23 protein-coding genes, 1 pseudogene and 1 riboswitch are annotated in these 25,417 nt (G+C 53.7%); of the genes and pseudogenes, 9 read left to right on the top strand and 15 right to left on the bottom strand.

Annotated features, from left to right (window positions below; translation table 11 throughout):
- Positions 1-92: 92 nt before the first annotated feature.
- The 12 genes and pseudogenes from ACPXV9_RS04410 to ACPXV9_RS04465 all read right to left on the bottom strand — a co-directional run bounded on the left by ACPXV9_RS04410 (position 93) and on the right by ACPXV9_RS04465 (position 14,702).
- Complete coding sequence (locus ACPXV9_RS04410; RefSeq protein ID WP_423894927.1) at positions 93-1,604, bottom strand: HAD-IB family hydrolase; 1,512 nt, start codon at positions 1,602-1,604, stop codon at positions 93-95.
- 262 nt (positions 1,605-1,866) lie between these two features.
- Positions 1,867-2,364 (bottom strand): cupin domain-containing protein, encoded by a 498-nt coding sequence (locus tag ACPXV9_RS04415; protein WP_423894929.1) that lies wholly within the window; start codon positions 2,362-2,364, stop codon positions 1,867-1,869.
- Positions 2,361-4,112 (bottom strand): GGDEF domain-containing protein, encoded by a 1,752-nt coding sequence (locus ACPXV9_RS04420; RefSeq protein ID WP_423894931.1) that lies wholly within the window; start codon positions 4,110-4,112, stop codon positions 2,361-2,363. Before ACPXV9_RS04420 ends, ACPXV9_RS04415 begins: the two co-directional genes overlap by 4 nt.
- Positions 4,113-4,278: 166 nt before the next feature.
- Positions 4,279-5,364 (bottom strand): ThiF family adenylyltransferase, encoded by a 1,086-nt coding sequence (locus ACPXV9_RS04425; protein ID WP_423894933.1) that lies wholly within the window; start codon positions 5,362-5,364, stop codon positions 4,279-4,281.
- Complete coding sequence (thiE, locus tag ACPXV9_RS04430) at positions 5,361-6,878, bottom strand: thiamine phosphate synthase (RefSeq protein ID WP_423894935.1); 1,518 nt, start codon at positions 6,876-6,878, stop codon at positions 5,361-5,363. The genes ACPXV9_RS04425 and thiE overlap by 4 nt, the downstream gene beginning before the upstream one ends.
- 10 nt (positions 6,879-6,888) lie before the next feature.
- Positions 6,889-7,671, bottom strand: a complete 783-nt coding sequence (locus ACPXV9_RS04435; RefSeq protein WP_423894937.1) for a thiazole synthase — start codon at positions 7,669-7,671, stop codon at positions 6,889-6,891.
- Positions 7,672-7,674: 3 nt separating this feature from the next.
- The gene (gene thiS, locus ACPXV9_RS04440) at positions 7,675-7,878 is read right to left on the bottom strand and encodes a sulfur carrier protein ThiS (RefSeq protein ID WP_423894939.1); all 204 of its coding nucleotides are present in this window, start codon (positions 7,876-7,878) and stop codon (positions 7,675-7,677) included.
- A 22-nt stretch (positions 7,879-7,900) separates the two neighbouring features.
- Positions 7,901-9,028, bottom strand: a complete 1,128-nt coding sequence (gene thiO / locus ACPXV9_RS04445) for a glycine oxidase ThiO (protein WP_423894940.1) — start codon at positions 9,026-9,028, stop codon at positions 7,901-7,903.
- Between the two features lie 5 nt (positions 9,029-9,033).
- A complete protein-coding gene (gene thiC, locus ACPXV9_RS04450) occupies positions 9,034-10,929 on the bottom strand; it encodes a phosphomethylpyrimidine synthase ThiC (RefSeq protein WP_423894941.1) in 1,896 nt (631 codons plus the stop codon).
- Positions 10,930-11,058: 129 nt separating this feature from the next.
- Positions 11,059-11,179, bottom strand: a riboswitch (TPP riboswitch).
- A gap of 82 nt (positions 11,180-11,261) precedes the next feature.
- A complete protein-coding gene (locus ACPXV9_RS04455) occupies positions 11,262-12,263 on the bottom strand; it encodes an AraC family transcriptional regulator (protein ID WP_423894943.1) in 1,002 nt (333 codons plus the stop codon).
- 24 nt (positions 12,264-12,287) lie between these two features.
- Positions 12,288-12,866, bottom strand: a pseudogene (locus ACPXV9_RS04460) (lytic transglycosylase domain-containing protein).
- Between the two features lie 108 nt (positions 12,867-12,974).
- Positions 12,975-14,702, bottom strand: coding sequence for a proline--tRNA ligase (locus ACPXV9_RS04465; protein ID WP_423894945.1), 1,728 nt, complete (start codon positions 14,700-14,702; stop codon positions 12,975-12,977).
- A 163-nt stretch (positions 14,703-14,865) separates the two neighbouring features.
- On the opposite strand from ACPXV9_RS04465, the gene ACPXV9_RS04470 reads away from it, so the two are divergent.
- Together ACPXV9_RS04470 and ACPXV9_RS04475 are read left to right on the top strand one after the other, a co-directional pair.
- Positions 14,866-15,315: an HIT domain-containing protein gene (locus ACPXV9_RS04470; protein WP_423894947.1), complete on the top strand. Its 450-nt coding sequence runs from the start codon at positions 14,866-14,868 to the stop codon at positions 15,313-15,315.
- Positions 15,316-15,347: 32 nt separating this feature from the next.
- Entirely contained in the window at positions 15,348-15,737 is a 390-nt protein-coding gene (locus tag ACPXV9_RS04475; protein ID WP_423894948.1) for an MAPEG family protein, read from the top strand.
- Positions 15,738-15,870: 133 nt separating this feature from the next.
- Here the strand turns inward: ACPXV9_RS04475 and ACPXV9_RS04480 are convergent, their stop codons facing one another.
- The 3 genes from ACPXV9_RS04480 to ACPXV9_RS04490 form a co-directional block, all read right to left on the bottom strand.
- Complete coding sequence (locus ACPXV9_RS04480) at positions 15,871-17,424, bottom strand: acyl-CoA synthetase (protein ID WP_423894950.1); 1,554 nt, start codon at positions 17,422-17,424, stop codon at positions 15,871-15,873.
- A gap of 172 nt (positions 17,425-17,596) precedes the next feature.
- Entirely contained in the window at positions 17,597-17,992 is a 396-nt protein-coding gene (locus tag ACPXV9_RS04485) for an HU family DNA-binding protein (protein ID WP_423894952.1), read from the bottom strand.
- A 173-nt stretch (positions 17,993-18,165) separates the two neighbouring features.
- Positions 18,166-19,293, bottom strand: a complete 1,128-nt coding sequence (locus ACPXV9_RS04490; RefSeq protein ID WP_423894953.1) for an HD domain-containing phosphohydrolase — start codon at positions 19,291-19,293, stop codon at positions 18,166-18,168.
- Positions 19,294-19,550: 257 nt separating this feature from the next.
- Between ACPXV9_RS04490 and aspS the strand changes: the two genes are divergently transcribed.
- The 7 genes from aspS to tolR all read left to right on the top strand — a co-directional run bounded on the left by aspS (position 19,551) and on the right by tolR (position 25,414).
- Positions 19,551-21,320: an aspartate--tRNA ligase gene (gene aspS, locus ACPXV9_RS04495; RefSeq protein WP_423894955.1), complete on the top strand. Its 1,770-nt coding sequence runs from the start codon at positions 19,551-19,553 to the stop codon at positions 21,318-21,320.
- Positions 21,321-21,478: 158 nt separating this feature from the next.
- Positions 21,479-21,997: a crossover junction endodeoxyribonuclease RuvC gene (gene ruvC, locus ACPXV9_RS04500; protein WP_423894957.1), complete on the top strand. Its 519-nt coding sequence runs from the start codon at positions 21,479-21,481 to the stop codon at positions 21,995-21,997.
- A 22-nt stretch (positions 21,998-22,019) separates the two neighbouring features.
- Entirely contained in the window at positions 22,020-22,646 is a 627-nt protein-coding gene (gene ruvA, locus ACPXV9_RS04505; protein WP_423894959.1) for a Holliday junction branch migration protein RuvA, read from the top strand.
- 41 nt (positions 22,647-22,687) lie between these two features.
- The gene (gene ruvB / locus ACPXV9_RS04510; RefSeq protein WP_423895041.1) at positions 22,688-23,692 is read left to right on the top strand and encodes a Holliday junction branch migration DNA helicase RuvB; all 1,005 of its coding nucleotides are present in this window, start codon (positions 22,688-22,690) and stop codon (positions 23,690-23,692) included.
- Between the two features lie 51 nt (positions 23,693-23,743).
- Complete coding sequence (gene ybgC, locus ACPXV9_RS04515) at positions 23,744-24,163, top strand: tol-pal system-associated acyl-CoA thioesterase (RefSeq protein ID WP_423894960.1); 420 nt, start codon at positions 23,744-23,746, stop codon at positions 24,161-24,163.
- 112 nt (positions 24,164-24,275) lie between these two features.
- On the top strand, positions 24,276-24,971 hold the full coding sequence (gene tolQ / locus ACPXV9_RS04520) for a protein TolQ (protein ID WP_423894962.1): 696 nt from the start codon (positions 24,276-24,278) through the stop codon (positions 24,969-24,971).
- Between the two features lie 17 nt (positions 24,972-24,988).
- A complete protein-coding gene (tolR, locus tag ACPXV9_RS04525) occupies positions 24,989-25,414 on the top strand; it encodes a protein TolR (protein ID WP_423894963.1) in 426 nt (141 codons plus the stop codon).
- Positions 25,415-25,417 lie beyond the last annotated feature (3 nt).

A 25,417-nucleotide genomic window follows, 5' to 3' on the forward strand; every position in this document is an offset into this window, starting at 1 on the left:
TCTCCTTTTGGCATCCGTGTTTTCTAGCTTGCCAGTGTAGAGCGATGGCTTGCCAAATAACAGATACCAAAAGGGACTATCGAAGAGTCTTATCAGGCCACCGCCGGAGTGTCGAGTTCTTGTGTGCCTTCGCTGCTCTCGGCGGCAACTTTATTCAGCCCTTTGGGCAGGCAGGCCTGTTTGGAGTGTCCAAGCACTTCGGTATATTGGCGTTCAATATCGGCACAGGTATGCCGGACGTTTTTCAGCGATTCCGGTGCCACCGGTGGCAGCACAGTGACCTTGATGTCGGCAGGGCGTATCAATAGGCCACCCTTGGGCATGGCATCCTTTACATTATGGAGAACGATCGGAACGATGGGGACTCCGGCTTTTTTTGCCAACAGAAAAGCCCCTTGCTTAAAGGGTTGGATATCGCCCAGAGTACTGCGGGTCCCTTCCGGGGCAATCACCAGTGAACGGCCGGATTTTAAAACCGCCAGCGAGCGTTGAAAAATCTCCCTTTGATCCCCGCCCTCGCGATCGACGAAGATGGTATCCGTCTGTCGCAATAAGGGGCCTATGACCGGTACTTTGCTCATTTCAGCCTTACAGTAGGCCACCACATCCCGGCGCAGCAGATGCGCCAATACCAGTGTGTCGAGCATGCTCTGATGGTTGAAGACAAAAATGGCGGGGCGATTCTGATACAGGTGTTCAATGCCCTCGACTTCCAGATTCATACCCGCCAGGCTGCAGCCAATATCACCCGCCAGCCGGGTAATGTCATTGGCCCGGCGGTCTTTTTCAATGCCAAGACGCTTACTGATAAAACCCCATGCGGTGGTGGCGATAATGGCTTCGGTGGTCAGGACCGTCCGGATCAAGCTTTCCAGATCTGGCAGACCCCGGCTTTTGAAGTTGAGTATCGGCCATCCTTTATTGCGGGCATGCACCTTGAGTTTTTCCGAGGGGTTGGTTGCCACGGGATAACCAACCTGGGTCAGCAGGGGCATATCGTCTTTGGAGTCTGAATAAAACCAGGCTTGTTCGAGATCGGTATCGTATTTCTTGGCGATACGGCGGGCGGCCATCAGCTTGCCTTTGCCATAGCACAGGGGGGCGATCACCTGACCGGTGAAGTGGCCTTCCTGAACCTCCAGGTGGGTACAACAGATGTCATCAAAACCCAGTACGCTGGCAATGTGAGAAACCTGATAGTCACTGGCGGCACTGACCAGAATCAACTTGTGGCCCGCGCGGCGATGGGTTTCTATCAGGGTAATGGCCTCGTTGTAGAGACTCTTGGCCAGGGTGTTTTCGTAGGCTTTTTGTCCCAGCATATAGAGGGTTTCTTCAGAAACACCGGTCAGTGCCTTGGCCAGTCGTCGCACCAGACGGTCGTAATTGTTGGAGCCGTCGATATGGGCCTTGAGGGTGTCCTTGATAACCTTGGTGGTCTGCCTGAATTCACCCTGCTTGAGGCCGAATCGTGCCGTCTCCAGCGCCAGCGCCAAGATCGAGAACCCTGCGATCAGAGTGCGATCCAGATCAAAAAAGGCCAGCCCCTGGGGTTCAAACTCCGTGCTCGAAATGCTGTGTAAGTGATTCTCCAGTGCGCTCATGTGCTGGTCTCCCGCATCGAGTGATGATTTGGCTGCCGTACTTACTTTCTATAGAGCAATAGTTTTGCCAACTTGAAACGGTTGCTATAGTCGCGCAGAAATATGTCAGTTTTGTCTCAAACGTGAAGGCTTTTTCAGTGATCTGAAATAGCATGGGGGCGACCGCTGGATATTGTGCAGGTCAAAAAGTGCACTGTTGGAGTGCGCTTTGTACGTCAGTGCGCCAACGGTTAGCAGAGAATAGCTTGGGGTTGTAACAACCTCAGCTTTTGCAATAGCGCTGTATCAGCTCAGAGTGCTGGGGAAATCGTCGTTGCAGAATTGCGGCCTGTCCGAGTGTCATGTCAGCGAAGTCAAAACCGGGCACGACCACTTCTGAGAGCAGCCCATAGTCGTGGCCGGGGTTAAGTGTTGATGCCTTCCAGACGCCCCCGGGGGCAACAAATTGCAGCTCTTCACCGGAGTCTATGTCGCTGCCGAGGGTTCGTACCTGTAATTCACCATCCGGATAAATCAGGAAATAGGTGATTGAGGCACCGGAGTGGAAAACATGCATGATATCCGATTGGTTGCGGTGGAAGTGTCCCACGGGTGAGTCCGCGCTCAGCAGATAGAAAATGGAGGTCATGGCATAGCGCGAGCCATTTGGCGTGGCTTGAACCGGCCGATGGCTGGATTCAAAGGTACGCCGATAATAGCCCCCTTCAACGTGCGGCTGTAATTGCAGCTTCTCAATCCATTGTTCTCGCGAGAATGTCATACCAGTTCCAGTTGTGATGTCGGTGATTCTGTTTGCCCTTGACTTAACCGGGTCTGGTTGCGCCCAAGTTCTTTGGCTTCGTAGAGCGCCACATCGGCGTGGTGAAGTAGCTCATCAAAGGCGATGGCTTTGTCGGTGGTGGCGATGCCAGCACTGGCCGTGACATGGATAGACAGATTGTCGTCGATCACGGTGGTGGTACGTTGAATCGATTTGCGGATGCGCTCCATGATTTGAAATGCCTCCTGTTGGTCAATGCAGGGAAAGATAATGCAAAACTCTTCACCGCCCCAGCGGGCCACCAAATCCATTTTTCTGACGGACTTTTGCAGTAAGCTGGCTATCTTTTGCAACACCAAATCGCCGGCTAAATGACCGTGTTTATCGTTTACCTGTTTGAAAAAATCGATGTCGAGCAGCACCGCCGATAAGTAGTTGTAGCGGCGCTTCATCCGGGTGAACTCGCTGTCGACAAACTCTCGCACGACCCAGCGGTTGGCCAATCCGGTCAGGGCATCGGTTTTGGACATGATCTCCAGCTCTTCATTTTTCCTGGCCAGTTCGGTCGTGCGTTCGGAAATTCGGTGCTCGAGATTGATGTTCAGCTCGGTGAGTTCATTATTGAGTTTCAGGTTTTTCCTGAAGGTCAGTGCATACCGATGTGACAGCAGGTAAGTCTGGGTGGCGATAAATATAATCCAGGCCACAGTCACCAGAGGGATCATCAGGTCTACCCCGTACATGTGGTAGTGGACGATGTCGAAGGTCAGGCAGGCCACGATCAGCAACATACTGCCAAGTGTCAGCATGTCGTCCAGTGAGTCCCGTGAGTAAGCGCGGATCTGGTAGGCCAGAAAAGTGCTGATCAGTACCACAATGGCCGGGTAGAGAAAGTTGGCAATGCTCTCAATGGCTGCCAGGCCACCGTAGAGCAGAATGACTACCGCTGCGGTTGGCACTCCGATGATGGTGCGGATCAGCCACATGGGGATACGCTCGCGATGCAGCGTGTAGATGTAGCTCAGAGCACTGATGGTACCAATCAGGTAGGACAGCCAATGAGCGTAGGCATCGATGGCAATGCTCAGATTTGGCAACAGATCATAGACCAGACCGGCGTTATTGATTTGGCGGATGCTCAGACAGATCCCCGCAATCGCTAGCAATACCACAAGTTTTTCCTGACTTTTGGTGCCCCAGAGAAACAGGTTGGTGATGGCGAACATGACCAGTAACGTCGCCGTGGCTGCGGTGGCCAGCTTTTGGGTGAACTGTTTATGGTAGAGTGGGGCTGCGTGGGCCAGAGTCGGGGCCTGCCTGAAACCGGATAAATGGGCTTCGTAACTGCCCAGAGTCACAATCAGTTTGGTGCCTGATGTCAGATAGGGTAGCAGCAGTGGGTAGTGTTTAACCGGGGTCTGGAAAAAATTGTTGGTGTCGTCGACATCACCAGCCTGTAACAGGATCTTTTCAGAGCCGTCCGGGTATTGCAGGCGCACATCACGTGCGGCAAACAACCTTGGCAGCAGCAGGCTGAGCTGTTGATCTTGCGGCGGGTTGATCAGGGTCAGTTGGTAGGTGCCTTTGCCTTTGGCATGTTTGCCATCATTGCCTGGGAGCAGTCCCCAGACTTTCGGAACCGGTGCCAGATTGTTGTATTGGTAGACGCCGTTGACCGCTTCAAATTGCAGTAACCAGTTACCCTGAAGTTCCAGAAAGGCTTCCTGATTCAGGCACTGCAAATCCACGGAGCCGTTTTCTGCACGGGTTTCCCTGCAGCTATCTGCCTGTGAAGCGTGTGAGATCAACAAAGTGACGAGCAGTAGTGTGATTTGTTTAGCGCACAGCTGTCTGTATGACCATGCCATAGCATCCCAATTGAGTGAGACGCCTCACCCAACCCTCTATCTATTTTTATTGTTCTTTTTGGAGGGCATCTAAACCCCCTTGCAGGGATCGAAGCTGGGAATAACCTTTCTCCAGCAATATCTGCAAGGCTTTTTGACTGCGTACGCCGCTCTGACAATAGAGAAGGTACCATGTATCTGGATTCAGGTCATCCGTCTTATCCATAAGGGGTAAGGGGATATTACGACCGCCAATATTGTGCCGATGATGTTCATCCGGGGATCGCACATCAATCAGTTGCGGCTGGTGGGTTGCGATAAATTGTGTGAGTTGCTGTGGGGAGATCAGCTGGTCGTCTGGTACCAACTGGCAGCTCGGTTGATAGTCATCAATCAGATCTTTATAGGTTTGTTGCTGGCTGCACAGGGGGCATTCGTCGGACTGGTGCAGTTTGATGCTGCGCAGAGTGTTTTCCAGAGCCGAATATTGTTGCAGGCGATTGGTGTCGTATGGCTTAAGATTCGCCAGATAGTTAATGGCCTCAGAGGCTTGAAAGCTACCCAGAGTGCCCGGGACGACACCCAGTACTCCGGCCTGATTGCAATCTGGCACTTCGCTTAATTCGGGGAACAGGCAGCGGAAACAGGAATGAGCCGGATCAAACAGTGCCAGTTGGCCATTGAACCCCAGCACACTGCTGTAAAGCCAAGGGGTTTGAAAGAAGTGACAAAGGTCGTTGATCAGGTAGCGGCTGTGAAAATTGTCGGTGCAATCGAGCACCAGATCACAGTCTTCGATCAGGGCCGGGGCGTTGTCCAGAGTCAGGTGGGATGCAACGACTTCAATGGTGATGTCGGAATTTAACGCCGACAGCCGCTCTGCGGCGGCAACGACTTTGCTGCGGCCGATGTCTGCTTCGGTAAACAGAACCTGTCGCTGCAGGTTGGAGAGACTGACCTGATCGCCATCCACCAGAGTCAGTTTGCCGACACCGGCAGCCGCCAGATACAAAGCGGCCGGGCAACCCAGTCCACCCATGCCGATAATCAGGATATGGGATTGTTGCAATCGCTGCTGGCCGGCTTCACCAAAACCCGGTAACTGGCAGTGGCGCTGATAGCGCAGCTGTTGCCGCTCGCTCAAATCAGTCATAGGCGAGCCTCGTTAATCAACGCCATCAACTCGGAAGTTTTTTGTTCGGGATTGTCATCCAGAGTGATGGCGGTAATCATGGCAATACCGGAAACGCCGGTGGCGGCAATATCTTGGATGTTGTGATCGTTGATGCCGGCAATGGATACCAATGGATAGTCCGGCAAAGCGTTAACCCAATACCGCAGACCTTCAAGCCCGTGTGGGACCCAGGGCATATCTTTGGTGGTGGTGGCGAAGGTGGGGCCGCAGGCGATATAGGAGGGTTTGACGGCCAGTGCCCGCACCACTTCAAAGTGGCAGTGATTGCTCAGGCCCAGACGCAGACCTGCCTGATGTATCGCTGCAAGGTCGGCGACCTCCAGATCTTCCTGTCCCAGATGCACGCCATAGGCGCCTTTTTCGATGGCCAGCTGCCAGTAGTCATTGATAAACAGGCGGCAGTTGTATTGCTTGCCGATGGCCACGGCCCGTTCGATCTCGTCGGCCAGAGCTTGTCCTTCAAGGTGTTTAACCCGAAGTTGTGCGGTAGTGATACCCTGAGGCAGCAGTCGTGCCAGCCAGTCGGCGCTGTCGACGATGGGGTAGAGTCCGAGCGTGTCCGGCTCGCCGTTACCTGTGCAGGGAGGAAATTGGAGTGCGCTGGCGTTGGCGTTGGTTAAAGCGGCTTGGTCACTGAAGACTGGCCAGTGGCTGTGGGGAAATTGTGACACATCCACGCAACCTTTCTGGTCGTTGACACCGCTGGCCTGTTCTATGCCTTGCTGCAGGGCCATTTTGGTAATAACCAGACCGTCGCGAACTTCATACCCCAGAGCAAGTGTGGCTGCCAGGGTTGCGGCGAAGGCGCAACCACTGCCACGCAGGTGACGACTGTCTAGTTTCGAATGGCTCAAACAAAACTGATGATTGGGGCCACAACACTCTTCAGTCGCCTGTTGATCCTGACTGTGGCCACCGGTGATTATGGCCCACTGACTCCCGAGGGATTTTAGTGCTTGGGCACTTGGGGGGTGATCCAGCAGTTGCTCGGCTTCCGGCAGGTTCGGTGTCACCACGGTACACAGGGGGATCAGCTGGGATTTGATGAATGCGATCAGTTCGCCATTCAATAATTCCGCGTCACTGCTGGTCTTGATCACGGGATCAAATACCACCGGCAGTGATAACAGCGGCAGTTTTCGAATCAGCATCTGCACCTGGCTGACGCTGGCCAGCAAACCGATTTTTATGGCCTGGGGCTTGAGCGCCAGAGCAGCGTCGATTTGCTGTTCCAATATGTCCGAGTCTACCGGGTTGATGGCAATCAGGGATTGATTGTTCTGTGCCGTCACGGCGGTAATGGCGGTGGCGCAGTGAACGCCCATGGCGTGACAGCTGCGGCTGTCCATCTGGATGCCGGCGAGTCCGGCACTGTCACTGCCGCCAATGGCCAGTACCACGGGTTTGGTCTTTCTCGAAACAAACGAGTGGGTCTGAATCGGGTAGCGGGCATCGGGCTTGTAGGTGGTCATGGCCTGTGATCTATGAGTGCTGGTGCCAGAAAGGGGTACCAAGGGTTGGGGTACTGGGTTGCGCCAGATCTTTTTCCGGCATGATGCCGGCTTCGTAGGCGTAGCGACCAGCTGCCACGGCGGCTTTGAAGCCACGGGCCATGGTAACCGGGTCCGGCGATTGGGCAACGGCGGTGTTCAACAATACGGCATCGTAGCCCATTTCCAGTGCCAGAGCGGCGTGGGAGGGGGCGCCGATACCGGCATCGACCACCAGGGTCAGGTCAGGCATGCGTTGGCGCAGGGTTTTCAGGGCGTAGGGATTGATCAGTCCCTTGCCGGTGCCAATGGGAGCGCCCCAGGGCATCAGGATGCGGCATCCGGCTTCTGCCAGCTTTTCACACAGCACCAGATCGTCGGTGCAATAGGGGAAGACTTCAAATCCCTGACTGATTAATTCCCGGGTTGCCTCCAGCAGGGCAAAGGGATCCGGTTGCAGGCTGTATTCATCGCCAATCACTTCCAGCTTGATCCAGTGGGTGCCAAACAGTTCTCGGGCCATTTGGGCGGTAGTGACGGCTTCTTTGACGGAGTGGCAGCCGGCGGTATTGGGCAGGATATTGATATCCAGTTCTTTTATGCAATCCCAGAAGATATTCTGGTTACCGCTGTCCTGAGACTGGCGTCTCAGAGACACCGTAACCACATCGGAACCGGAGGCCTTGATGGCATCGGTCATAATCTGGGGAGAAGGGTAGAGCGCCGAGCCGATAAATAAGCGGCTCTCAATCTCTTTGTCGGCAAGGTTCCACACGGGCTAACCTCCTTGCATGGGAACAAGCAGTTCAATGTGGTCGCCTTCTGTTATCTCGATGGCCTGATATTGACTGCGGGGTACAAAATCTTCGTTAACGGCGATGGCAAAATTCTCTGGCAAACCGGTCAGTTCGTTCAGCACCTGATCCAGAGGTTGTGCCTCGGAAATTTGTTTGGCTTCGCCGTTGAGTTGTATCGTAATCACAAATGCATTTCCTGATGTTCGGTTACAGCGTGTGAAAAATCTCGGAAAAATCCGGAGCCGTTTTTCCGCTGCCTTCAAGAGTGGCCACAACCTGCTCTGCCAGAGCCGGGGCCAACAAATAGCCGTGCCGATAGAGGCCATTAACCTGAATCAGGCCATCCTGCTTGTGGATGGCGGGCAGGTTATCAAGCAGCGCCGGACGACAGTTGGTTAGAGTTTCTACCACCCGGGCTTCGGCAAACCCCGGGTGGATGGCGTAAAGGGCCGATAGCAATTCCAGAGCTGAGCGGACACTGATGCCGCTGGTGTCTTCGCTCTCAATCTGGGTGGCGCCAAGAATGTAGTGGTGGTTGTCCCGGGGAACCAGATACAGCCGATAGCGTGGATGCATCAATCGCACCATGCGTTTGAGATTAACCTCGGGCGCCTGCACGTGAATGACTTCACCGCGCACGCCACGCAATTTGGCAATATCGGGTTTGGCGCCGAGGCCGCGACAATCGATGACGCAGTCAAACTGGTATGAACCGCAATCGGTGGTAATGCTGCCGGGTTCTACATGGCTCACGGTTGTTTCTGCATACCAGTTGGCACCGGCGGACATGAGCCGGTGGGCCAGGGTGGCCATGATTTCTTTGGTGTACACCCAGGATTCGCCCTGCAACGAGGTCGCTGATTGGAAATGGCTGGCCAGCTCGGGCTCCAGTTCACGCAGCTGTTGCTGGTTCAGATAGGCAATGTCTTGATGATCCGGCAGCTTGTGTTTCAGTGTCTGGTTGAAGTGCTCGAGGTCGGCGGTGTCCTGAGGGTGGGCAACTACCAGGCTGCCAGCCTGATGAAAATAGTGTTGCGCCTCAAGTTGCTCGATCCATTGTGGCCACAATACCAGACTGCGTTGCCCCAGTTGATAGACCACATCTTCGGCGCTTTCGAGCTCGCTGTAGGGGGCGAGCATGCCGGCGGCGGTGTAGGCCGCCGCGGTACCGCAATCGATCGGGTCCTTATCAAACAGGGTGACCTGATAGCCGCTGGTTTGCAGCTGCCACCCAAGTAGGCGCCCCATAATGCCGGCACCGACAATGCCAATATTCATTGAGGCATGATCGATGGACTCAATGGGACGATCCGGGGTTGATGCTGTGGAACTCATGTCATTCAGACTTCTTTATAAATTTCACTGCCCTCGGCTTTGAATTTTTCCGACATCTCGGCCATGCCTTCGGCCGCATCGATGACTTCCGGACTGACCGATTCGGGGTTGGCCGCAGCATAGTCGCGCACTTCCTGGGTGATCTTCATGGAGCAGAACTTGGGACCGCACATGGAGCAGAAGTGAGCCACCTTGGCGGCATCCTTGGGCAGGGTTTCATCGTGGAATTCACGGGCGCGGTCCGGGTCGAGGCTCAGGTTGAACTGGTCTTCCCAGCGGAATTCAAACCGCGCCTTGGACAGGGCGTTATCGCGGATTTGTGAGGCCGGGTGACCCTTGGCCAGATCCGCGGCGTGGGCAGCGATCTTGTAGGTGATAATGCCTTCTTTTACGTCATCGCGGTTGGGCAGACCCAGATGTTCTTTGGGGGTCACATAGCAGAGCATGGCGCAACCGTACCAGCCGATCATCGCCGCACCGATACCCGAAGCAAAGTGGTCGTAGCCGGGGGAAATGTCGGTCACCAGTGGCCCCAAGGTGTAGAAAGGCGCTTCGTGACAGTGCTTGAGCTGCTCGTCCATATTCTCTTTGACCATGTGCATGGGGACGTGACCCGGGCCTTCAATAAACACCTGCACGTCGTGTTTCCAGGCAATCTTGGTCAGTTCACCCAGGGTGCGCAGTTCGGCAAACTGAGCTTCATCGTTGGCGTCAGCGACACAGCCGGGACGCAGGCCGTCGCCCAGAGAAAAGGTGACGTCATAGGCTTTGAGAATTTCACAGATGTCTTCAAAGTGGGTGTAGAGGAAATTTTCCTTGTGGTGTGCCAGGCACCACTTGGCCATGATTGAGCCACCACGAGAAACGATGCCGGTAATGCGCTTGGCGGTCATGGGCACGTAACGCAGCAATACGCCAGCGTGAATGGTGAAGTAGTCAACGCCCTGTTCACACTGTTCAATCAATGTGTCGCGGAAGATCTCCCAGGTCAGATCTTCGGCCACACCATTGACCTTTTCCAGCGCCTGATAAATGGGCACCGTGCCAATGGGTACCGGGGAATTGCGAACGATCCACTCACGGGTTTCGTGGATGTTGTCACCGGTGGACAGGTCCATCACGGTATCGCCACCCCAGCGGGTCGACCAGACCATTTTCTCTACTTCTTCTTCGATGGAGGAGGTCACGGCGCTGTTGCCGATATTGGCGTTGATCTTCACCAGAAAGTTGCGGCCAATGATCATGGGCTCGGATTCCGGGTGATTGATGTTGGCCGGGATTACCGCGCGACCGGCGGCCACTTCACTGCGAACAAATTCCGGGGTAATGAATTTCGGGGTATTGGCACCGAAGTTCTGGCCCGGATGCTGCTGCTTGGCGGCTTCTTCCATTGCCTTTTCTTCCAGCGCCAGATTTTCGCGGATGGCGATGTACTCCATCTCCGGGGTAATGATGCCTTGGCGTGCATAGTGCAGCTGGGTGACATTTTGACCGGGCAGGGCGCGACGGGGTTTACGAATGTGGTTGAAGCGCAGATTGTCCAGTGTGATGTTCTGGTCACGCAGACGGGTATATTCAGAGGTGAAGCGATCCAGCTCTACCGTGTCCTCGCGTTCGGAAATCCAGTCGGCGCGCATGGGCGCCAAACCTTTGCGCACATCGATGGCAATGGCTGGATCGGTGTAGGGGCCGGAGGTGTCATAGATGCGAACCGGCGGGTTTTCTTCCAGAGAGCCGTCTTGCAAATGCGTGGGCGATTGAGTCACCTCGCGCATGGCCACGCGGATATCCGGGCGGCTGCCTTCAACGTAGAATTTTTTGGAATTTGGCAGCGGCTGAGTGGACAGTTCGTCTACACTGGCGGTGCTGCTGAGGTGCTTGAGGGCGTCGGACTTGGGCATGTGGTTACACTCCGGAGAAAGTGAATAACATGCGCCCTGACGAGAATCGGATTTCTGGTGTTTATAGTTAGTGACTTTTACCGGGTTTTACCGGATTAAAAGTAGCTAGTTACAAGGGCCAGAGTCCGAGTGTGAGAACTGCTTGTTTCCTACGCAGGTATTAACCTGTTCAGGTACTACGGGTTTGGGCTTTTCCAGATTGCCCATCTCAGCTCTGGTAGTGAATATCAGAGCACCCCGACAAGACGCGATAAACTGATTGGCAGTCTACGAAACCTGCTGGGGCAACTCAACAGGTTTCGGCTTTGTTGACCGCAATTAATGGTTTTTATTTAAAGCTGATCCCGGTAATTGCCCGGGGTTACCCCCTGCCACTTTTTAAACGCGCGATAAAAGGCGCTGGGTTCGGTAAAGCCGAGCAAATAGGCGATATCGGTAATATTCAATTCAGGCTGACTCAAATAATCCAACGCCAGCTGGTGTCGGGTGTTATCCAGCACCTGCTGATAGGTGGTTTGTTCGTTGGCCAGTTTGCGCTGCAGAGTGCGCGGGCTGATATGCAACTGCCCGGCAATGGTGTTCTTGTCCGGCTCCTGACCAAGCAGGGAAGCGCTGATTAATTGTGCGACCCGGCCCGCCATGGTGTTGTCGCTGTCCAATCCTGCCAGCACCTTCTCGGCTCGGAGTTTCATGACATTCAGCAATTCGACACTGGCGTGGGGCAGGGGTTGTTGCAGTAGCTTCTGGTCCAGAACCATTTGATCCTGAGGTTGGCTGTAATGCACAGGACATTGGAAGAAGCGTTCGATGGTGTCCGCTGACTCGGGTTCTGCCAGTGTCAGGTTAACCCGCGTGGGACGATAATCGGCGCCAATCAGGCTGCGGCCGAGTTGTATATTGGCCGCCAGCATGGCCAGACAGCGCTCGGCAGTGGTCACCTGTTCCGGGTTTATGGGTCGATAACAGATGGCGATACCTGTGCTGTGATTTTCTCGCGACAATGTGCCGCCTTGGCCTGCAGCCATCTGGAATTGCTCAGCGGCCGCCAGTGCATCATCAATGGTTTGACTGTTGATGGCGATGTAGCCAATCAGGTGAAAGCTGGCTATCTGGGTGGTCTCGGCAAAGGTGATGGCGAATTCAGGACCTCGTTGGCTGAACGCATGCTGCCAGATGGCGCTCTGTATTTCGAAGCTGACGCGATTTTCCGGATTGCTGAGAAATTCCGGGGTAAGGTCAAACTCGCTCAGCAGTGAATCGATGCCTTCAATATTGGCGGCTTCCATGGCGCGTAACAGGGTTTGAGTGATGGTAACGCTGACTTCGGGTTTCATTTGTTATTGTTGTTTGTAGTTGGTTTAGCGCCAGTGCTTTTCCCAGGCGTCCATGACCCGGCGTGGGTACCAGTATTTGCCATAACTGCCGTTGTAGCGGGCCAGTGCGTCCATTAAGCGACCATTGGAACGCTTCATATAGTGCTTGAGTATGGTACAGCCATATTGAAGATTGGTATCGGTATCGATCAGATTGTCTTCCGGTCGCCCAATTTCATGCTTCCAGAAGGGCATGACCTGCATCATGCCCTGAGCACCTACCCGGGATACGGCAAAGCGGTTAAAGCCGCTTTCCACTTCAATCACAGCCAGCACGATTTCCGGTTACAGGTCTGCCTGGGTGGCGGCGCGATGGATCTTACGCAGCAGATCCATTCGTTCTTTGGGGTCTTTGATAAAACGCTTGAGGGGTTCCCGCTTGGATACCAGCCAGACTTCGGCGTCGTATTTGTCTTCAAAGCTGTCGCTTTGGGCGATGGTATCTTTTAACAGCTGGCGCAATTCATCGTCGATGACGGGGTTGGTATTGGCTGAAGAGGGGTGGCAAGTGATGGCGAGCAGGGTACACAAAAGCCACAGAATAGGCGCCTTTGATTTAATGATGCTGTCATTGCGAGTCGCAAAACGACGCGGCAATCTCCAGAACTTGGCAGTTTGGTGACCAGATTGCTTCTTCGTTTCGCTCATCGCAATGACGTGTAGTGGGTTGGCTCAGGAAACTTGTGCTTTGATAAAGTCTAGCAGTCCGGCAACCGGCAGTTCCTGTTTCTCTTCGTCAGCGCGACCTTTGTACTCGGCCATGCCTTTTTCCAGTCCGCGATCGCCAATCACAACGCGATGGGGGATGCCCATCAGTTCGGTATTGGCCAGCATCACGCCCAGACGGGCTTTTTCTTCGTCCATATACAGCACGTCAATGCCCGCGGCGGTCAGTTCGGCGTAGAGCTTTTCGCATTCTTGGCGAACCGCTTCGGACTTATTGAGGTTGATGGGCACCACAGCGACCTGGAAAGGGGCAATCGCGGCGGGCCAGATAATGCCGTTGTCATCATGATTCTGTTCGATGGCAGCGGCCACAATGCGGGTCACGCCAATGCCGTAACAGCCCATGGTCATTACCTGATCCTTGCCGTTTTCATCCAGTACCGATGCCTTCATGGCTGAGCTGTACTTGGTGCCCAGCTGGAAGATATGACCCACTTCAATACCCCGCTTGATTTCGATGCTGCCCTGACCGCAGGGGCTTGGGTCACCCACGACAACATTGCGGATATCGGCGGTTTCGGTCAGTTCAACATCGCGACCCCAGTTAACGCCTTCGATATGGAAACCGTCTTTGTTGGCACCACAGGCAAAGTCCGCTACGTGGGCGGCACTGTGGTCAACGATGGTGCGGATGTTCAGTCCAATCGGGCCGATCGAGCCGATATCACAGCCAATGGTGGCTTTGATTTGTTCGGAGGAGGCAAATTCCAGTGGCGCGGCAATGCCGTCGATTTTCTCGGCTTTGATCTCGTTAAGCTCGTGATCACCACGAACCACCAGCGCGATCAACGGCTGCTCGCCGCCTTCTTCTTCGGCTACACCCAGAACGATCAGGGTTTTGAGAACCTGAGCTGGGGAGACGTCCAGGCATTTGGAGACTTCTTCAATGGTGTGCTGACCGGGGGTGGCCACCTCACTCATGGCCTGAGTCGGTGCCGGACGTTCGCCTTCGGGGGCCAGCGCGGCAGCCAGTTCTACGTTGGCGGCAAAGTCGCTGTTGCTACTGAAGGCAATGTCGTCTTCGCCGCTCTGGGCCAATACGTGGAATTCGTGGGAGCTGGAACCGCCGATGGAGCCGGTATCGGCCAGTACGGGACGGAAGTCCAGACCAATGCGGGTGAAGATATTGCAGTAGGCGGTGTGCATGCGCTCATAGGTTTCCTGCAGGCAGGCCTGACCCAGGTGGAATGAATAGGCGTCCTTCATGATAAATTCACGGGAGCGCATGATGCCAAAGCGTGGACGGATCTCATCGCGGAACTTGGTCTGGATCTGATAGAAGTTGGCAGGCAGCTGTTTATAGCTGTTGACTTCGTTGCGAATCAGGTCGGTGATCACTTCCTCGTGGGTTGGGCCCAGACAGAAATCGGTATCCTTGCGATCCTTGATGCGCAGCAGTTCCGGGCCATATTGCTCCCAGCGGCCGGATTCGTGCCACAGCTCGGAAGGTTGTACCACCGGCATCAACACTTCCTGTGCCTCGGCGGCGTTCATTTCCTCGCGGATAATATTTTCTACTTTGCGCAGTACTTTCAGGCCCAGCGGTAACCAGGTGTAGAGACCGGACGCCAGTTTGCGTATCAGGCCGGCGCGCAGCATCAGCTGATGGCTGATTACCTCCGCATCGGATGGGGTTTCTTTTAATGTGGCAATAAGAAAACGACTTGCGCGCATGATAAGTCTGGCCTCTGGGCTAGAATGGGGGTGTAATAGGGGCAGGGCCCCCAGAAAAAATTAAGGCCGCTATTCTACGGTGGAAGTGGGGCTGGGGAAAGCCGAAAACCATCAAACAGCCTCTTTAATCTGCCCAAAATAAAAGCAAAAACAGGAGTTGAGCATGTCTGAGTTAGATGTCCAGAAAGCCTTTGAGCTGGATTCACAGTTGGCGGCTGACACCGTCGTACTGGGAGAGTTTCCCTTGTGTCTGGTGTTGCTGAGCAAAGACGCCAACTACCCGTGGTGCATTCTGGTACCCAAGCGAGAGGGGTTGCGTGAAGTGTTTCACATGTCTCTGATTGACCGCGAGCAGTTGATGAAGGAGTCCTGTTATCTGGCTGAAGTTATGGCCGATCTGTTTGTACCCGACAAAATGAATATCGCCGCGCTGGGTAATATGGTGCCACAGCTGCATATTCATCACGTAGCCCGTACCAAAGACGATGCCGCCTGGCCCAAACCCATTTGGGGGGTGGTAGATGCCAAGGCCTATTCGGACGAAGATTTGGCCAGCCGGGTGTCGCGCTTGCGCAGTGCACTGGCCAGCGATATGTTTGTGGCCGCAGAATAATACCAACAACCATTGATACGTTTGGGGGATATATGGAGTTTGTGGTGGGTAGCGTGATTGCTGCCGCTTTATTGATTTTTATTTCCAAAATGCCGCTGGCTTTTGCTCAGGCGCGAGCTGTTGGCGGCTATGACAACAGCAATCCTCGTGGTCAGCAGGCCAGCCTGGAAGGCTTTGGCGCCCGTGCCAAAGCGGCCCATGAAAATACCATCGAGGCCTTTCCGGTGTTTGCCGCCGGTGCGCTGCTGGCGCTGTGGTCCGATGCCGATGTGGCTACCATGCAGATGTGGTGTTCGATTTTTCTGGTCAGTCGAGTAGTGTATATCGCACTGTACCTGATGGACAAGGGCACTCTGCGTTCCCTGGTGTGGTTTGTGGGTCTTGTCGCCAGTTATGCTTTGATGGCTCAGCCGTTGTTGTAATCTGATATTTCAAAACCCTGTGATTACTAAAATTTGCCATTCCTTGAAAAGTTGTCATCCCTCACTTGCGTTCGGGATGACAGGGTGAATTCGGAATGACAGGGCTGTGTTCAGGGTGACAGGCTTCAACCGGTCAGTTCACCTGACGGGCCTTGTCGCCCCAGTAGGGTTTTCTGAGCTCGGTCTTGAGCACTTTACCCGCCCCTGACAGTGGCAGCGGTTCTTCACGGAAGGTAATGGATTTGGGCAGTTTGTAACCGGCAATTTGCTGGCGACAGTGTGCAATCAGATCCGCTTCGCTGACGTCTTTGCCCGGGTGCAAAATCACAATCGCGTGAACAGCTTCGCCCCATTCCTCGTGTGGGATGCCAATAACCGCCACATCCTGCACCGCTTCGTGGCCGATAATGGCGTTCTCCACTTCGGTGGTAAAGACGTTCTCGCCACCGGTAATGACCATATCCTTGACCCGATCGACGATAAACAAATAGCCGTCTTCATTGAGCATGCCGGCATCGCCGGTGAAGACCCAGCCGTCCTGCAGGGCTTTTGCGGTTTCTTCGGGTTTGTTCCAGTAACCGAGCATGCAGTGGGGGCCGCGGGCAACGATCTCGCCGGACTGGTTAATGGGACAGTCGTTGCCCTCTTCATCGACAATGCGAACATCGGTGACGCTGGAGGGTCGGCCAGCGGACTTTAAAATCTCGCCTCCTGTGCGGTGGTCTGCTGCCGACAGCAGCGACACGATGGGCGCCATTTCGGTCTGGCCGTAGGCCTGAACCAGTCCGACTTCGGGCCAGGTTTGCATGCACTGCTTGAGGGTTTCTGCGGGCATGGGTGAGGCGCCGTAGATGATGGTCTGCAGGGACGAAACATCGGCGGTGCTGGCATCGGGATGATTCAGGGTCATTTTGATCATGGCCGGAACCAGCAGGGTGTGGGTGATTTGCTGCTCGCTGATGGTTTTTAACACTTCGCCGGGTTCAAAGCCTTGCAGTACCACGTGAGTAGCGGCACCCAGAGTGGCGCCCATGCTGCCGCATAGATCGGCCATATGGAACATCGGAGCGGTGTGCAAATAGCTTTGCTCGCGACGCATGCCAATCTGCTCTGAAGCGCCCAGAGCACTGCTCCAGATGGCACTATGGGACTGCATAACACCTTTGGGGAATCCGGTGGTGCCGCCGGTATAAAATATTCCTGCCATGGCTTCGCCACCGCGACTCGAGGGGGCAAGGGGCTGGTTGCTGGCAATAAGCTGTTCGTAGTCTGTTGCCCATTCCGGACAGTTGCCCTCACCGATATAAATCAGTGCTATCAGCTGCTCAGTGGCTTCATTGAGTTGTTTGGCCTGCTCGGTAAACGCGTCATCAAATAACAGGATTCGGCTGCCGGAGTCTGTCAGCGCATAGGTGTTTTCTGGCAGTGCCCAGCGGGTATTCATGGGGACGACGCAGAGTGAGGCCCAGAAGGTGGCAAACATGGCCTCGTAATAGCGGTCATTGTTGAGGCTGAGGATCGCCACTCGATCGCCATCGTCGGGTTTGAATGATGCAAAACCGGCTGCCAGACGGCTGATGCGCTCAAGGGTTTCACTCCAGCTGTGGCTGCGGGTCTGATAGTGGGTGGCAATACCGGTGGGATTAAGGCGGGCTGCGCGCTCAATCATGTCATGCAGGCGAATCATGGCAAGTTCCTCGATCTAATTATATTTATTCAAGTCAGCTGCTATTTATAGAACAAAACTGGAGCAGGGGTGTTTTGCTCAATTGCCAAAACAGTTGTTGGAAATGCTCAATCTGGCATAAAAAAAGGCCCGCCGAAGGCGAGCCTTTTGTTTTGCGATGCTGATGTCGGCATTACAGGGCCATGTCTTTCATTTTTTTCAGCGGGCGAACCTTAACCTGAGTAGAGGCGGGCTTGGCTGCGAAGGTGGTTTCTTCACCGGTGAACGGGTTGATGCCTTTGCGGGCACGTCGGGCAGGCTTTTTCACGGTGGTGATTTTCATCATGCCGGGCAGAACGAATTCACCACAGGAGCGCTTTTTGATGTGGCCTTCAATGATGTCATTGAGTTCGTCCAGCACGCTCTGAACCTGTTTTTTGGTCAGTTCGGTGTTGTCGGCAATTTGGCTGACAATCTGAGTCTTGGTGTAGCGTTCCTGAACGGCTTTAACTTTCTTGGCTGGGGCAGCTTTGGCTGCGGCTTTTTTCTTGGCGGGGGCTTTCTTTGCAGGTGTTTTGCGAGTGGCCATGGTGTTCTTCCTGTTTTTTAAAATTGTTATTTTGGGGGTGCGACCTGATCATCAAGGCAGCTGGCTGGGTGTTTAGTGAGCAGCTGGCGATATATATAAAGGATTCATTGGGGGTGAGCAATAGAAAACCTGAAAAAACACCTTGTTTTATAGGTTTTTTTTGATGTTGGCAGTCAGTGAGAAACAAAATGGGTTTTGATTACTTGATTAAAGACTTCAACCCAGTGCTCATCGAACTCGCCGCCGGCGTGGCGGTTGATTTCCAGAATGGCTCGTACCAGCGGTCGTTTTTGTTCGGTCTTGTAGGCGCGGGCATAGCAGCAGGCATCAAACGTATCGGCTATGGCCAGAATTTTGGCCCCGGGGCTGATCTCGTCGGATTTCAGACCCTTGGGGTAGCCTGATCCATCACAGCGCTCGTGGTGTTGCAACACAATTTCTTCGGCTTCTTCCCAGAGTTTCATTTTCGCCAAGAGTTCATGACTCAGGCGCACATGGGTGTGCATGGTTTTTTTATCATTGGCGCTGTAGGGCAGTTCTTTATGCAGCAGGTTGATTGGCAGAAAGGCCATGCTGATGTCGTGCATCAGGGTGGCCATGACCAATTGGGCTGGATCAACAGGGTTGCCGCCCGCTTCGTTGATCAGAAGGCACAGACGGGCTATCCGGTAGCTGTGCCCCGTCCAAAACGCTGAGCGCTCTTCAATGGCAGGAGTCAGTTGGCTGATAAAGTGAATGTCATTGGATACCGCGATGCCTTGGGACTCAAGAAAATCGAGAAACTCTTCGGTTTCTGCCTGATGCTCTTTGGCTTCTCGGGGCGTGTCCAGTTGAATATTCGGATCAAGCTGATGCAGGGCGCTTTGCATGGCAACCTTGCGCTCACTGCGATCGACGGTGGAGATGCGCTCAATAGCGGCACAAATGCGATCGAACTCTTCCTGGGTGATGTCGCACTGGCTGTCGAACAGGTTTTCGTCCACCAATAACTTGGTTTTATCCAGAGACAGCAGAATCAGATCGCTGAGCAGGTCGTCATAGTAAAACAGACCGGATCTGAGCAGTTCCAGAATATCTTCGACCGCCTGCAGCATGGGCACCAGCTCAACCAGGCCGATTAAACCCATATTGCCTTTGATGGTGTGAACGCTGCGAAACAGACTGCGCATCAGTTCTTCATCGGCAGGCGAGCTTTCCAGTTGCAACAGCAGAGATTCGCACTGTTCGTAGTGCTGATTGAAATCCGTGGCAAAGTCTTCTGCCAGCTCGGTATCTATGTCGAAAGGGTTGCTGATTCGCATCCTGGTTCCTTCTGGGCTTGGCGTTGGTTAAAGCATAGCAATTTCGTGGTCAATTAGTCGCCAGAATGGCCCTGCGATGGTTTATCCCGCTTGGTTGGCTGGGGTATAATGCCCGGCTTTTGATTGTTGGGACTCTTGTCTCTTATATCGGTTGTCGCTTTTGATTCTTGAGGTTCTTGAAGAATCACTGCTCGTCTGGACAAGGTCGGCCCGAGACATTCGTTGAATTAACTTTAAAGACAAAATAGGAACAGAATATGCGCACTGAGTACTGTGGTGCCCTGAACGCTTCGTTTATTGATCAGGAAGTAACCCTGTGTGGCTGGGTGGATCGTCGTCGTGACCACGGCGGGGTTATCTTTATCGACCTGCGTGACCGTGACGGTATCGTCCAGGTGGTATTTGATCCCGATGCTCAGGATAACTTCGAATTGGCTGACAAGGTTCGCAGTGAATATGTGTTGCAGGTGAAAGGTCGCGTTCGCGCTCGCAGTGAAGCCACGGTCAACCCGAATATGGCTACCGGTGAGGTTGAAGTTTACGGCCTTGAGCTGGATATTCTCAACGAAGCGGAAACTGTTCCCTTCCCGCTGCACGACGATAATGTGGGCGAGGATGTGCGTCTTAAGTACCGTTACGTGGATCTGCGCCGTCAGGAAATGCAGAACAATCTGCGCTTCCGTTCCAAGGTGACCAACCAGATTCGCAACTATCTGGACGATAACGGTTTTCTCGATATTGAGACCCCGATTCTGACCCGTGCCACTCCCGAGGGTGCTCGTGACTACCTGGTGCCTTCTCGCACCCACGACGGCAAATTCTTTGCACTGCCGCAGTCTCCCCAGTTGTTCAAACAGCTGTTGATGGTGTCCGGCTTTGACCGCTACTACCAGATCGCCAAGTGTTTCCGCGATGAAGACTTGCGCGCAGATCGTCAGCCGGAATTTACCCAGATCGATATTGAAACCTCGTTTATGAACGACGAGCAGATTATGGCCGTTACCGAAGGCATGGTTGAGAAGCTGTTCTCTGAGTTGAAGGGCGTGGATCTGGGTGAATTCCCGCGTATGCCTTACTCCGAGGCGATGGAAAAGTACGGTTCCGACAAGCCGGATCTGCGTATTCCGCTAGAGCTGGTTGAGATTAAGGATTTGCTCAAGGACATCGACTTCAAGGTCTTCGCCGGTCCGGCCAATGATCCAAAGTGCCGCGTAACCGCAATGAAAGTCACCGGCGGTGCGACCATCTCCCGTAAGCAAATCGACGACTACACCAAATTTGTGGGTATCTACGGTGCCAAAGGTCTGGCCTGGATCAAGGTCAACGAAATTGAAAAGGGCATCGAAGGTCTGCAGTCGCCCATCATCAAGTTTCTGGGTGAAGAGGCGACCATGGGTATCATGGAGCGCACCGGTGCCGCCAATGGCGATATCGTGTTCTTCGGTGCCGACAAGTCCAAGGTGGTCAGTGAAGCGCTGGGTGCGTTGCGCTGCAAGCTGGGTGAAGACCTGGATCTTTACACCTGCGAGTGGGCGCCACTGTGGGTTGTGGATTTCCCAATGTTCGAAGAGTTGGACGACGGCAAACTGACGGCTCTGCATCATCCGTTTACCGCACCGGCCTGCACCCCTGAAGAGCTGAAAGCCAAGCCGGCTGAAGCCCTGTCTCTGGCTTACGATATGGTGCTGAATGGCACCGAGCTGGGCGGCGGTTCTGTGCGTATCCACAATCAGGATATGCAGCAGGCTGTATTTGAAGTTCTGGGTATCAGCGAAGAAGAGCAACGTGAGAAGTTCGGCTTCCTGTTGGATGCTTTGCAATACGGTGCGCCGCCACACGGTGGTTTGGCCTTCGGCCTGGATCGTCTGATCATGCTGATGACCGGTTCGAGCTCCATTCGCGATGTCATTGCCTTCCCGAAAACCCAGACCGCGGCCTGTGTCATGACCGACGCCCCGGGGCAGGTGGACAAAGAGCAGCTCAATGAACTGAATATCCGCATCAAGAAGAAAGAGCCTGTCGCTTAAGTTTTCAGCGGCGCAGATCTTTTATAAAAGAGGCCGGAGTGGCTTTGCTACTCCGGCCTCTTTTGGTTAAACTTCAAGTACTGGATAAAAAAACAGGTCTTTTCCTGGGCGAACACGGGCAAACTCAGGCGGTATCAGCAGGCATGCGAGTGAAATAGATGGCTTTGGTTTTGGGGATTGATCCCGGTTCACTGAAAACCGGTTTCGGTATTATCAATTGTGTCGGCAGCAAGTACGAGTATGTTGCCAGTGGCGTTATCCGCATTCCTGAAGTGTCTCTGCCGGAGCGCTTAAAAGTCATTTTCGATTCTGTTACCGAGATTATCGAGGAATATTGTCCTCAAGAGGTGGCGGTTGAACAGGTGTTTATGGCCAAGAGCGCCGGCTCTGCGTTAAAGCTGGGGCAGGCCCGGGGGGCGGCTGTAGTGGCGGCGGTCAATCAGGATTTACCCGTATTCGAATACGAAGCCCGCAAGGTAAAGCAGTCCGTGGTGGGTAATGGTGGCGCAGAAAAACACCAGATGCAGCACATGGTTAAAACGCTGTTGAAATTGCCGGCAACGCCGCAGGAAGATGCAGCGGATGCTTTGGGGGTGGCGCTGTGTCACGCCAACAGTCAGCAGCATTTGCTAAAGGTGGCCAAGGCCAGAACCTTTCGTCGTGGGCGAATGGTGTGATGGTATTACAAGAGAAATCATTATGATCGGAAGAATCCAAGGGCAGCTCCTTGAGAAAAATGCACCGGAAATACTGGTGGATGTGAATGGCGTGGGCTACGAAGTGTTGGTGCCCATGACGACGCTGTTTCAGCTGCCAGAGCTGGGAGGTCAGGTGACCCTGCTGACCCATTTTGCCGTCAGTGAAACAGCCCAGACCCTGTTCGGTTTTTCTTCCAAAAAAGATCGCCAATTGTTCCGGACACTGATTAAAGTCAGTGGTGTCGGCCCCAAAATGGCGTTGGGTATCATGTCCGGAATGGACAGCGATCAGTTGGTCACCTGTGTGATGGATAATAATGTGGCTGCTCTGGTGAAGGTGCCGGGTGTCGGTAAGAAAACCGCAGAGCGCTTGATCGTAGAGTTACGTGACAAGCTGAAAGAGTGGCAGAGTGCCGCTTCGCCTCTGGCGGCTATGGAGCGGGCCAGTGGGGCCAAGGTGGATGAGCCCGCAGTAGATTTTGCGGCGGAAGCAGAGAGCGCGCTGGTAACTCTGGGCTATAAACCCGTGGAGGCGGCCAAGGTCATTGCCCGGGTATTAAAAGATAATGACGTTACCCGCAGTGAAGATTTGATTCGTCTGGCATTAAAAAGCCTCGTTCCGGCCTGATAACAGTAAGGTAATCGCAAGTCATGATTGAAAAAGACGCTCTGGTGGCACAAGAACGCATTATTTCCGGTGAGGCGCGCGTTATGGAGGATGTGCAGGATCGCGCGGTGCGGCCTCAGTCCCTGGCAGATTACGTCGGGCAGCCAGCCGTCAGAGAGCAGATGGATATCTTTATTCAGGCTGCCAGAGGGCGTGATGAAGCCTTGGATCATACTTTGGTGTTCGGGCCTCCCGGTCTGGGTAAAACCACACTCGCCAATATTATTGCTCATGAGATGGGCGTTGATATTAAAACCACTTCCGGTCCGGTTCTGGAGAAGGCCGGTGATCTGGCTGCCCTGATGACCAATCTCGAGCCAGGGGATGTTTTGTTTATCGATGAAATTCACCGCTTGAGTCCTCACGTCGAAGAAGTGCTATACCCAGCCATGGAGGATTTTCAGCTGGATATCATGATCGGTGAAGGGCCTGCCGCCCGTTCAATAAAGCTGGATTTACCGCCTTTTACCCTGGTGGGCGCTACTACTCGTGCTGGTTTGCTGACATCCCCGTTGCGCGATCGCTTCGGCATTGTGCAGCGGCTCGAGTTTTATAATGTTGCCGATTTGACCAGCATTGTTTCCCGCTCGGCTGGGTTGCAGGGTATGAGTTGTGATGAGGGCGGTGCTTTTGAAATAGCTCGTCGCTCCCGGGGAACGCCACGAATTGCCAATCGACTGCTGCGTCGGGTGCGCGATTATGCCGAGGTTAAAGCGGGGGCAAAGATTACTGCCGCCACAGCGGATCAGGCTTTGAATATGCTCAATGTGGATGAGAAAGGTTTTGATCACATGGACAGGCGTCTGCTTCTGGCCATGATCGAAAATTATGGTGGCGGGCCAGTGGGGGTTGAAAGTCTGGCGGCATCAATCAGTGAAGAGCGAGATACCATCGAAGATGTTCTGGAGCCTTACCTGATTCAGCAGGGGTATTTGTCGCGAACACCTCGCGGTAGAATCGTGACCCAACTGGCTTACGACCATTTTGGTATTGAGGCCCCTAAATAACCGGTTGATGTTTATTGCCCGGTTTTATCTGATGCTGACGACTTTCCGATTATGAGTGATTCTGATTTCTCCATGCCCGTTCGGGTGTACATCGAAGATACCGATGCCGGTGGTATCGTTTACTACGTTAATTATCTCAAATATATGGAGCGCGCTCGCACGGAACTGATGCGCTCGCTGGGCTACGACAAACCCGCTTTTATGGAAGAGGATAAATTGATGGTGGTGCATTCAGCCAATATCAATTATCGCCGGCCGGCTTTATTGGATGACAGCTTGACGGCTACTGCTGTGGTCAGTAAGTTGGCTCGCAGTTATCTGGTATTTCAGCAAAAGATCTGGCGTGACAGGGAACTGTTGTGTGAGGGGGAAATCAAAGTGGCTTGTGTTCACAGTGATGGGATGAAACCCGCGCCTCTGCCCCAAAGTGTCAGAGAATCCGTTGCCGCTGTGATGGATGACCAGCAGTAATAACCCAGACTTATTTTGATGTTATTGATGAGGTGCTTTGTGCCTCATGCAAACGCTTAAGCAGTGGCTGTATTTTCAGTGAGCATGCCAGAGCAACCATAAAGGAAATAAAATGCCCGAACATTCTTCTCTTTCGATTGTCAGTCTGATTATGAATGCCAGCCTGCTGGTGCAGGCCGTGATGCTGATATTATTTCTGGCGTCGATTGTTTCCTGGGTGATGATCATTCAACGTGGTCGTTACCAGAGTCAGGCCAAATCCAATTTCAGTGCCTTTGAAAGTGCTTTCTGGTCTGGCGGTGACCTCAACCAATTGTACCGTCAGTCCAACAGTCGATCGGTGTCCGGTGATGTGGATGGCGCCGAAAATATTTTCAGGGCGGGTTTTAAAGAGTTTACCCGCCTGCGTCAGCAGGTTAACGCCGATCCCGATGCCGTGATGGAGGGGACCCAGCGAGCCATGCGGGTTGCTTTGAACCGGGAAGAGGAAAAGCTGGAAGCCAATTTGCCGTTTCTGGCCAGTGTTGCTTCTGTGAGCCCCTATATTGGTTTGTTCGGAACCGTTTGGGGGATTATGAATTCCTTCCGTGGTCTGGCCAATGCTCAGCAGGCAACCCTGGCAACCGTGGCACCAGGTATTTCCGAAGCTCTGATTGCAACGGCCATGGGGTTGTTTGCGGCTATTCCGGCGGTATTGGCCTACAACCGTTTTTCGGCGCGGGCAGATGCTTTATACAGCCGTTATGAAACCTTTGCCGAAGAGTTTTCGGCCATCCTGCATCGTCAGGTTCACGCCAAGCAATCCTGAGTGGTAGGGGCGATTTGATGTACAAGCGCAAGGTAAAAAAGAAGCCCATGGCGGAAATCAATGTGGTTCCCTACCTTGATGTGATGCTGGTATTGCTGGTGGTGTTTATGGTGACAGCGCCTTTGCTGATGCAGGGGGTTAAGGTGGACTTACCCGATGCTCCATCAGCGCCAATGGACAATAAAGAGGAGGAGCCGTTAATTGTTTCTGTAAAAGCAGACGGTACCTACTACATCAATCTTGGTAAAGATGAGAACAAAGCCCGACCATTGAGTGAGATCTCTGAAACGGTAACCAAGGTTTTGCGGGCCAAGCCCAATACCCCGGTGCTGGTCTGGGGCGACACCCAGGTTGATTACGGCGTTGTGGTGACGCTGATGAGTCAGCTTCAGTCTGCCGGGGCGCCTTCGGTTGGTCTGGTGACTGAGCCGCCAAAAATCTGATGG

Source organism: Candidatus Pelagadaptatus aseana (assembly GCF_040362265.1).
GTDB classification, from domain to species: Bacteria; Pseudomonadota; Gammaproteobacteria; order Pseudomonadales; family Cellvibrionaceae; genus Pelagadaptatus; species Pelagadaptatus aseana.

Excerpts from the sequence above, each read along its gene's own strand:
- ruvA (WP_423894959.1), top strand. The coding sequence starts at position 22,020 with ATGATCGGAAGAATCCAAGGGCAGCTCCTTGAGAAAAATGCACCGGAA.
- ybgC (WP_423894960.1), top strand. The coding sequence starts at position 23,744 with ATGAGTGATTCTGATTTCTCCATGCCCGTTCGGGTGTACATCGAAGAT.
- tolQ (WP_423894962.1), top strand. The coding sequence starts at position 24,276 with ATGCCCGAACATTCTTCTCTTTCGATTGTCAGTCTGATTATGAATGCC.
- tolR (WP_423894963.1), top strand. The coding sequence starts at position 24,989 with ATGTACAAGCGCAAGGTAAAAAAGAAGCCCATGGCGGAAATCAATGTG.
- ACPXV9_RS04455 (WP_423894943.1), bottom strand. The coding sequence starts at position 12,263 with ATGAAACCCGAAGTCAGCGTTACCATCACTCAAACCCTGTTACGCGCC.
- thiO (WP_423894940.1), bottom strand. The coding sequence starts at position 9,028 with ATGAGTTCCACAGCATCAACCCCGGATCGTCCCATTGAGTCCATCGAT.
- ACPXV9_RS04480 (WP_423894950.1), bottom strand. The coding sequence starts at position 17,424 with ATGATTCGCCTGCATGACATGATTGAGCGCGCAGCCCGCCTTAATCCC.
- ACPXV9_RS04425 (WP_423894933.1), bottom strand. The coding sequence starts at position 5,364 with ATGACTGATTTGAGCGAGCGGCAACAGCTGCGCTATCAGCGCCACTGC.
- ACPXV9_RS04465 (WP_423894945.1), bottom strand. The coding sequence starts at position 14,702 with ATGCGCGCAAGTCGTTTTCTTATTGCCACATTAAAAGAAACCCCATCC.
- thiC (WP_423894941.1), bottom strand. The coding sequence starts at position 10,929 with ATGCCCAAGTCCGACGCCCTCAAGCACCTCAGCAGCACCGCCAGTGTA.
- ACPXV9_RS04485 (WP_423894952.1), bottom strand. The coding sequence starts at position 17,992 with ATGGCCACTCGCAAAACACCTGCAAAGAAAGCCCCCGCCAAGAAAAAA.
- ruvC (WP_423894957.1), top strand. The coding sequence starts at position 21,479 with ATGGCTTTGGTTTTGGGGATTGATCCCGGTTCACTGAAAACCGGTTTC.
- ACPXV9_RS04410 (WP_423894927.1), bottom strand. The coding sequence starts at position 1,604 with ATGAGCGCACTGGAGAATCACTTACACAGCATTTCGAGCACGGAGTTT.
- ACPXV9_RS04475 (WP_423894948.1), top strand. The coding sequence starts at position 15,348 with ATGGAGTTTGTGGTGGGTAGCGTGATTGCTGCCGCTTTATTGATTTTT.
- ACPXV9_RS04415 (WP_423894929.1), bottom strand. The coding sequence starts at position 2,364 with ATGACATTCTCGCGAGAACAATGGATTGAGAAGCTGCAATTACAGCCG.
- aspS (WP_423894955.1), top strand. The coding sequence starts at position 19,551 with ATGCGCACTGAGTACTGTGGTGCCCTGAACGCTTCGTTTATTGATCAG.
- ACPXV9_RS04490 (WP_423894953.1), bottom strand. The coding sequence starts at position 19,293 with ATGCGAATCAGCAACCCTTTCGACATAGATACCGAGCTGGCAGAAGAC.
- ACPXV9_RS04470 (WP_423894947.1), top strand. The coding sequence starts at position 14,866 with ATGTCTGAGTTAGATGTCCAGAAAGCCTTTGAGCTGGATTCACAGTTG.
- thiE (WP_423894935.1), bottom strand. The coding sequence starts at position 6,878 with ATGACCACCTACAAGCCCGATGCCCGCTACCCGATTCAGACCCACTCG.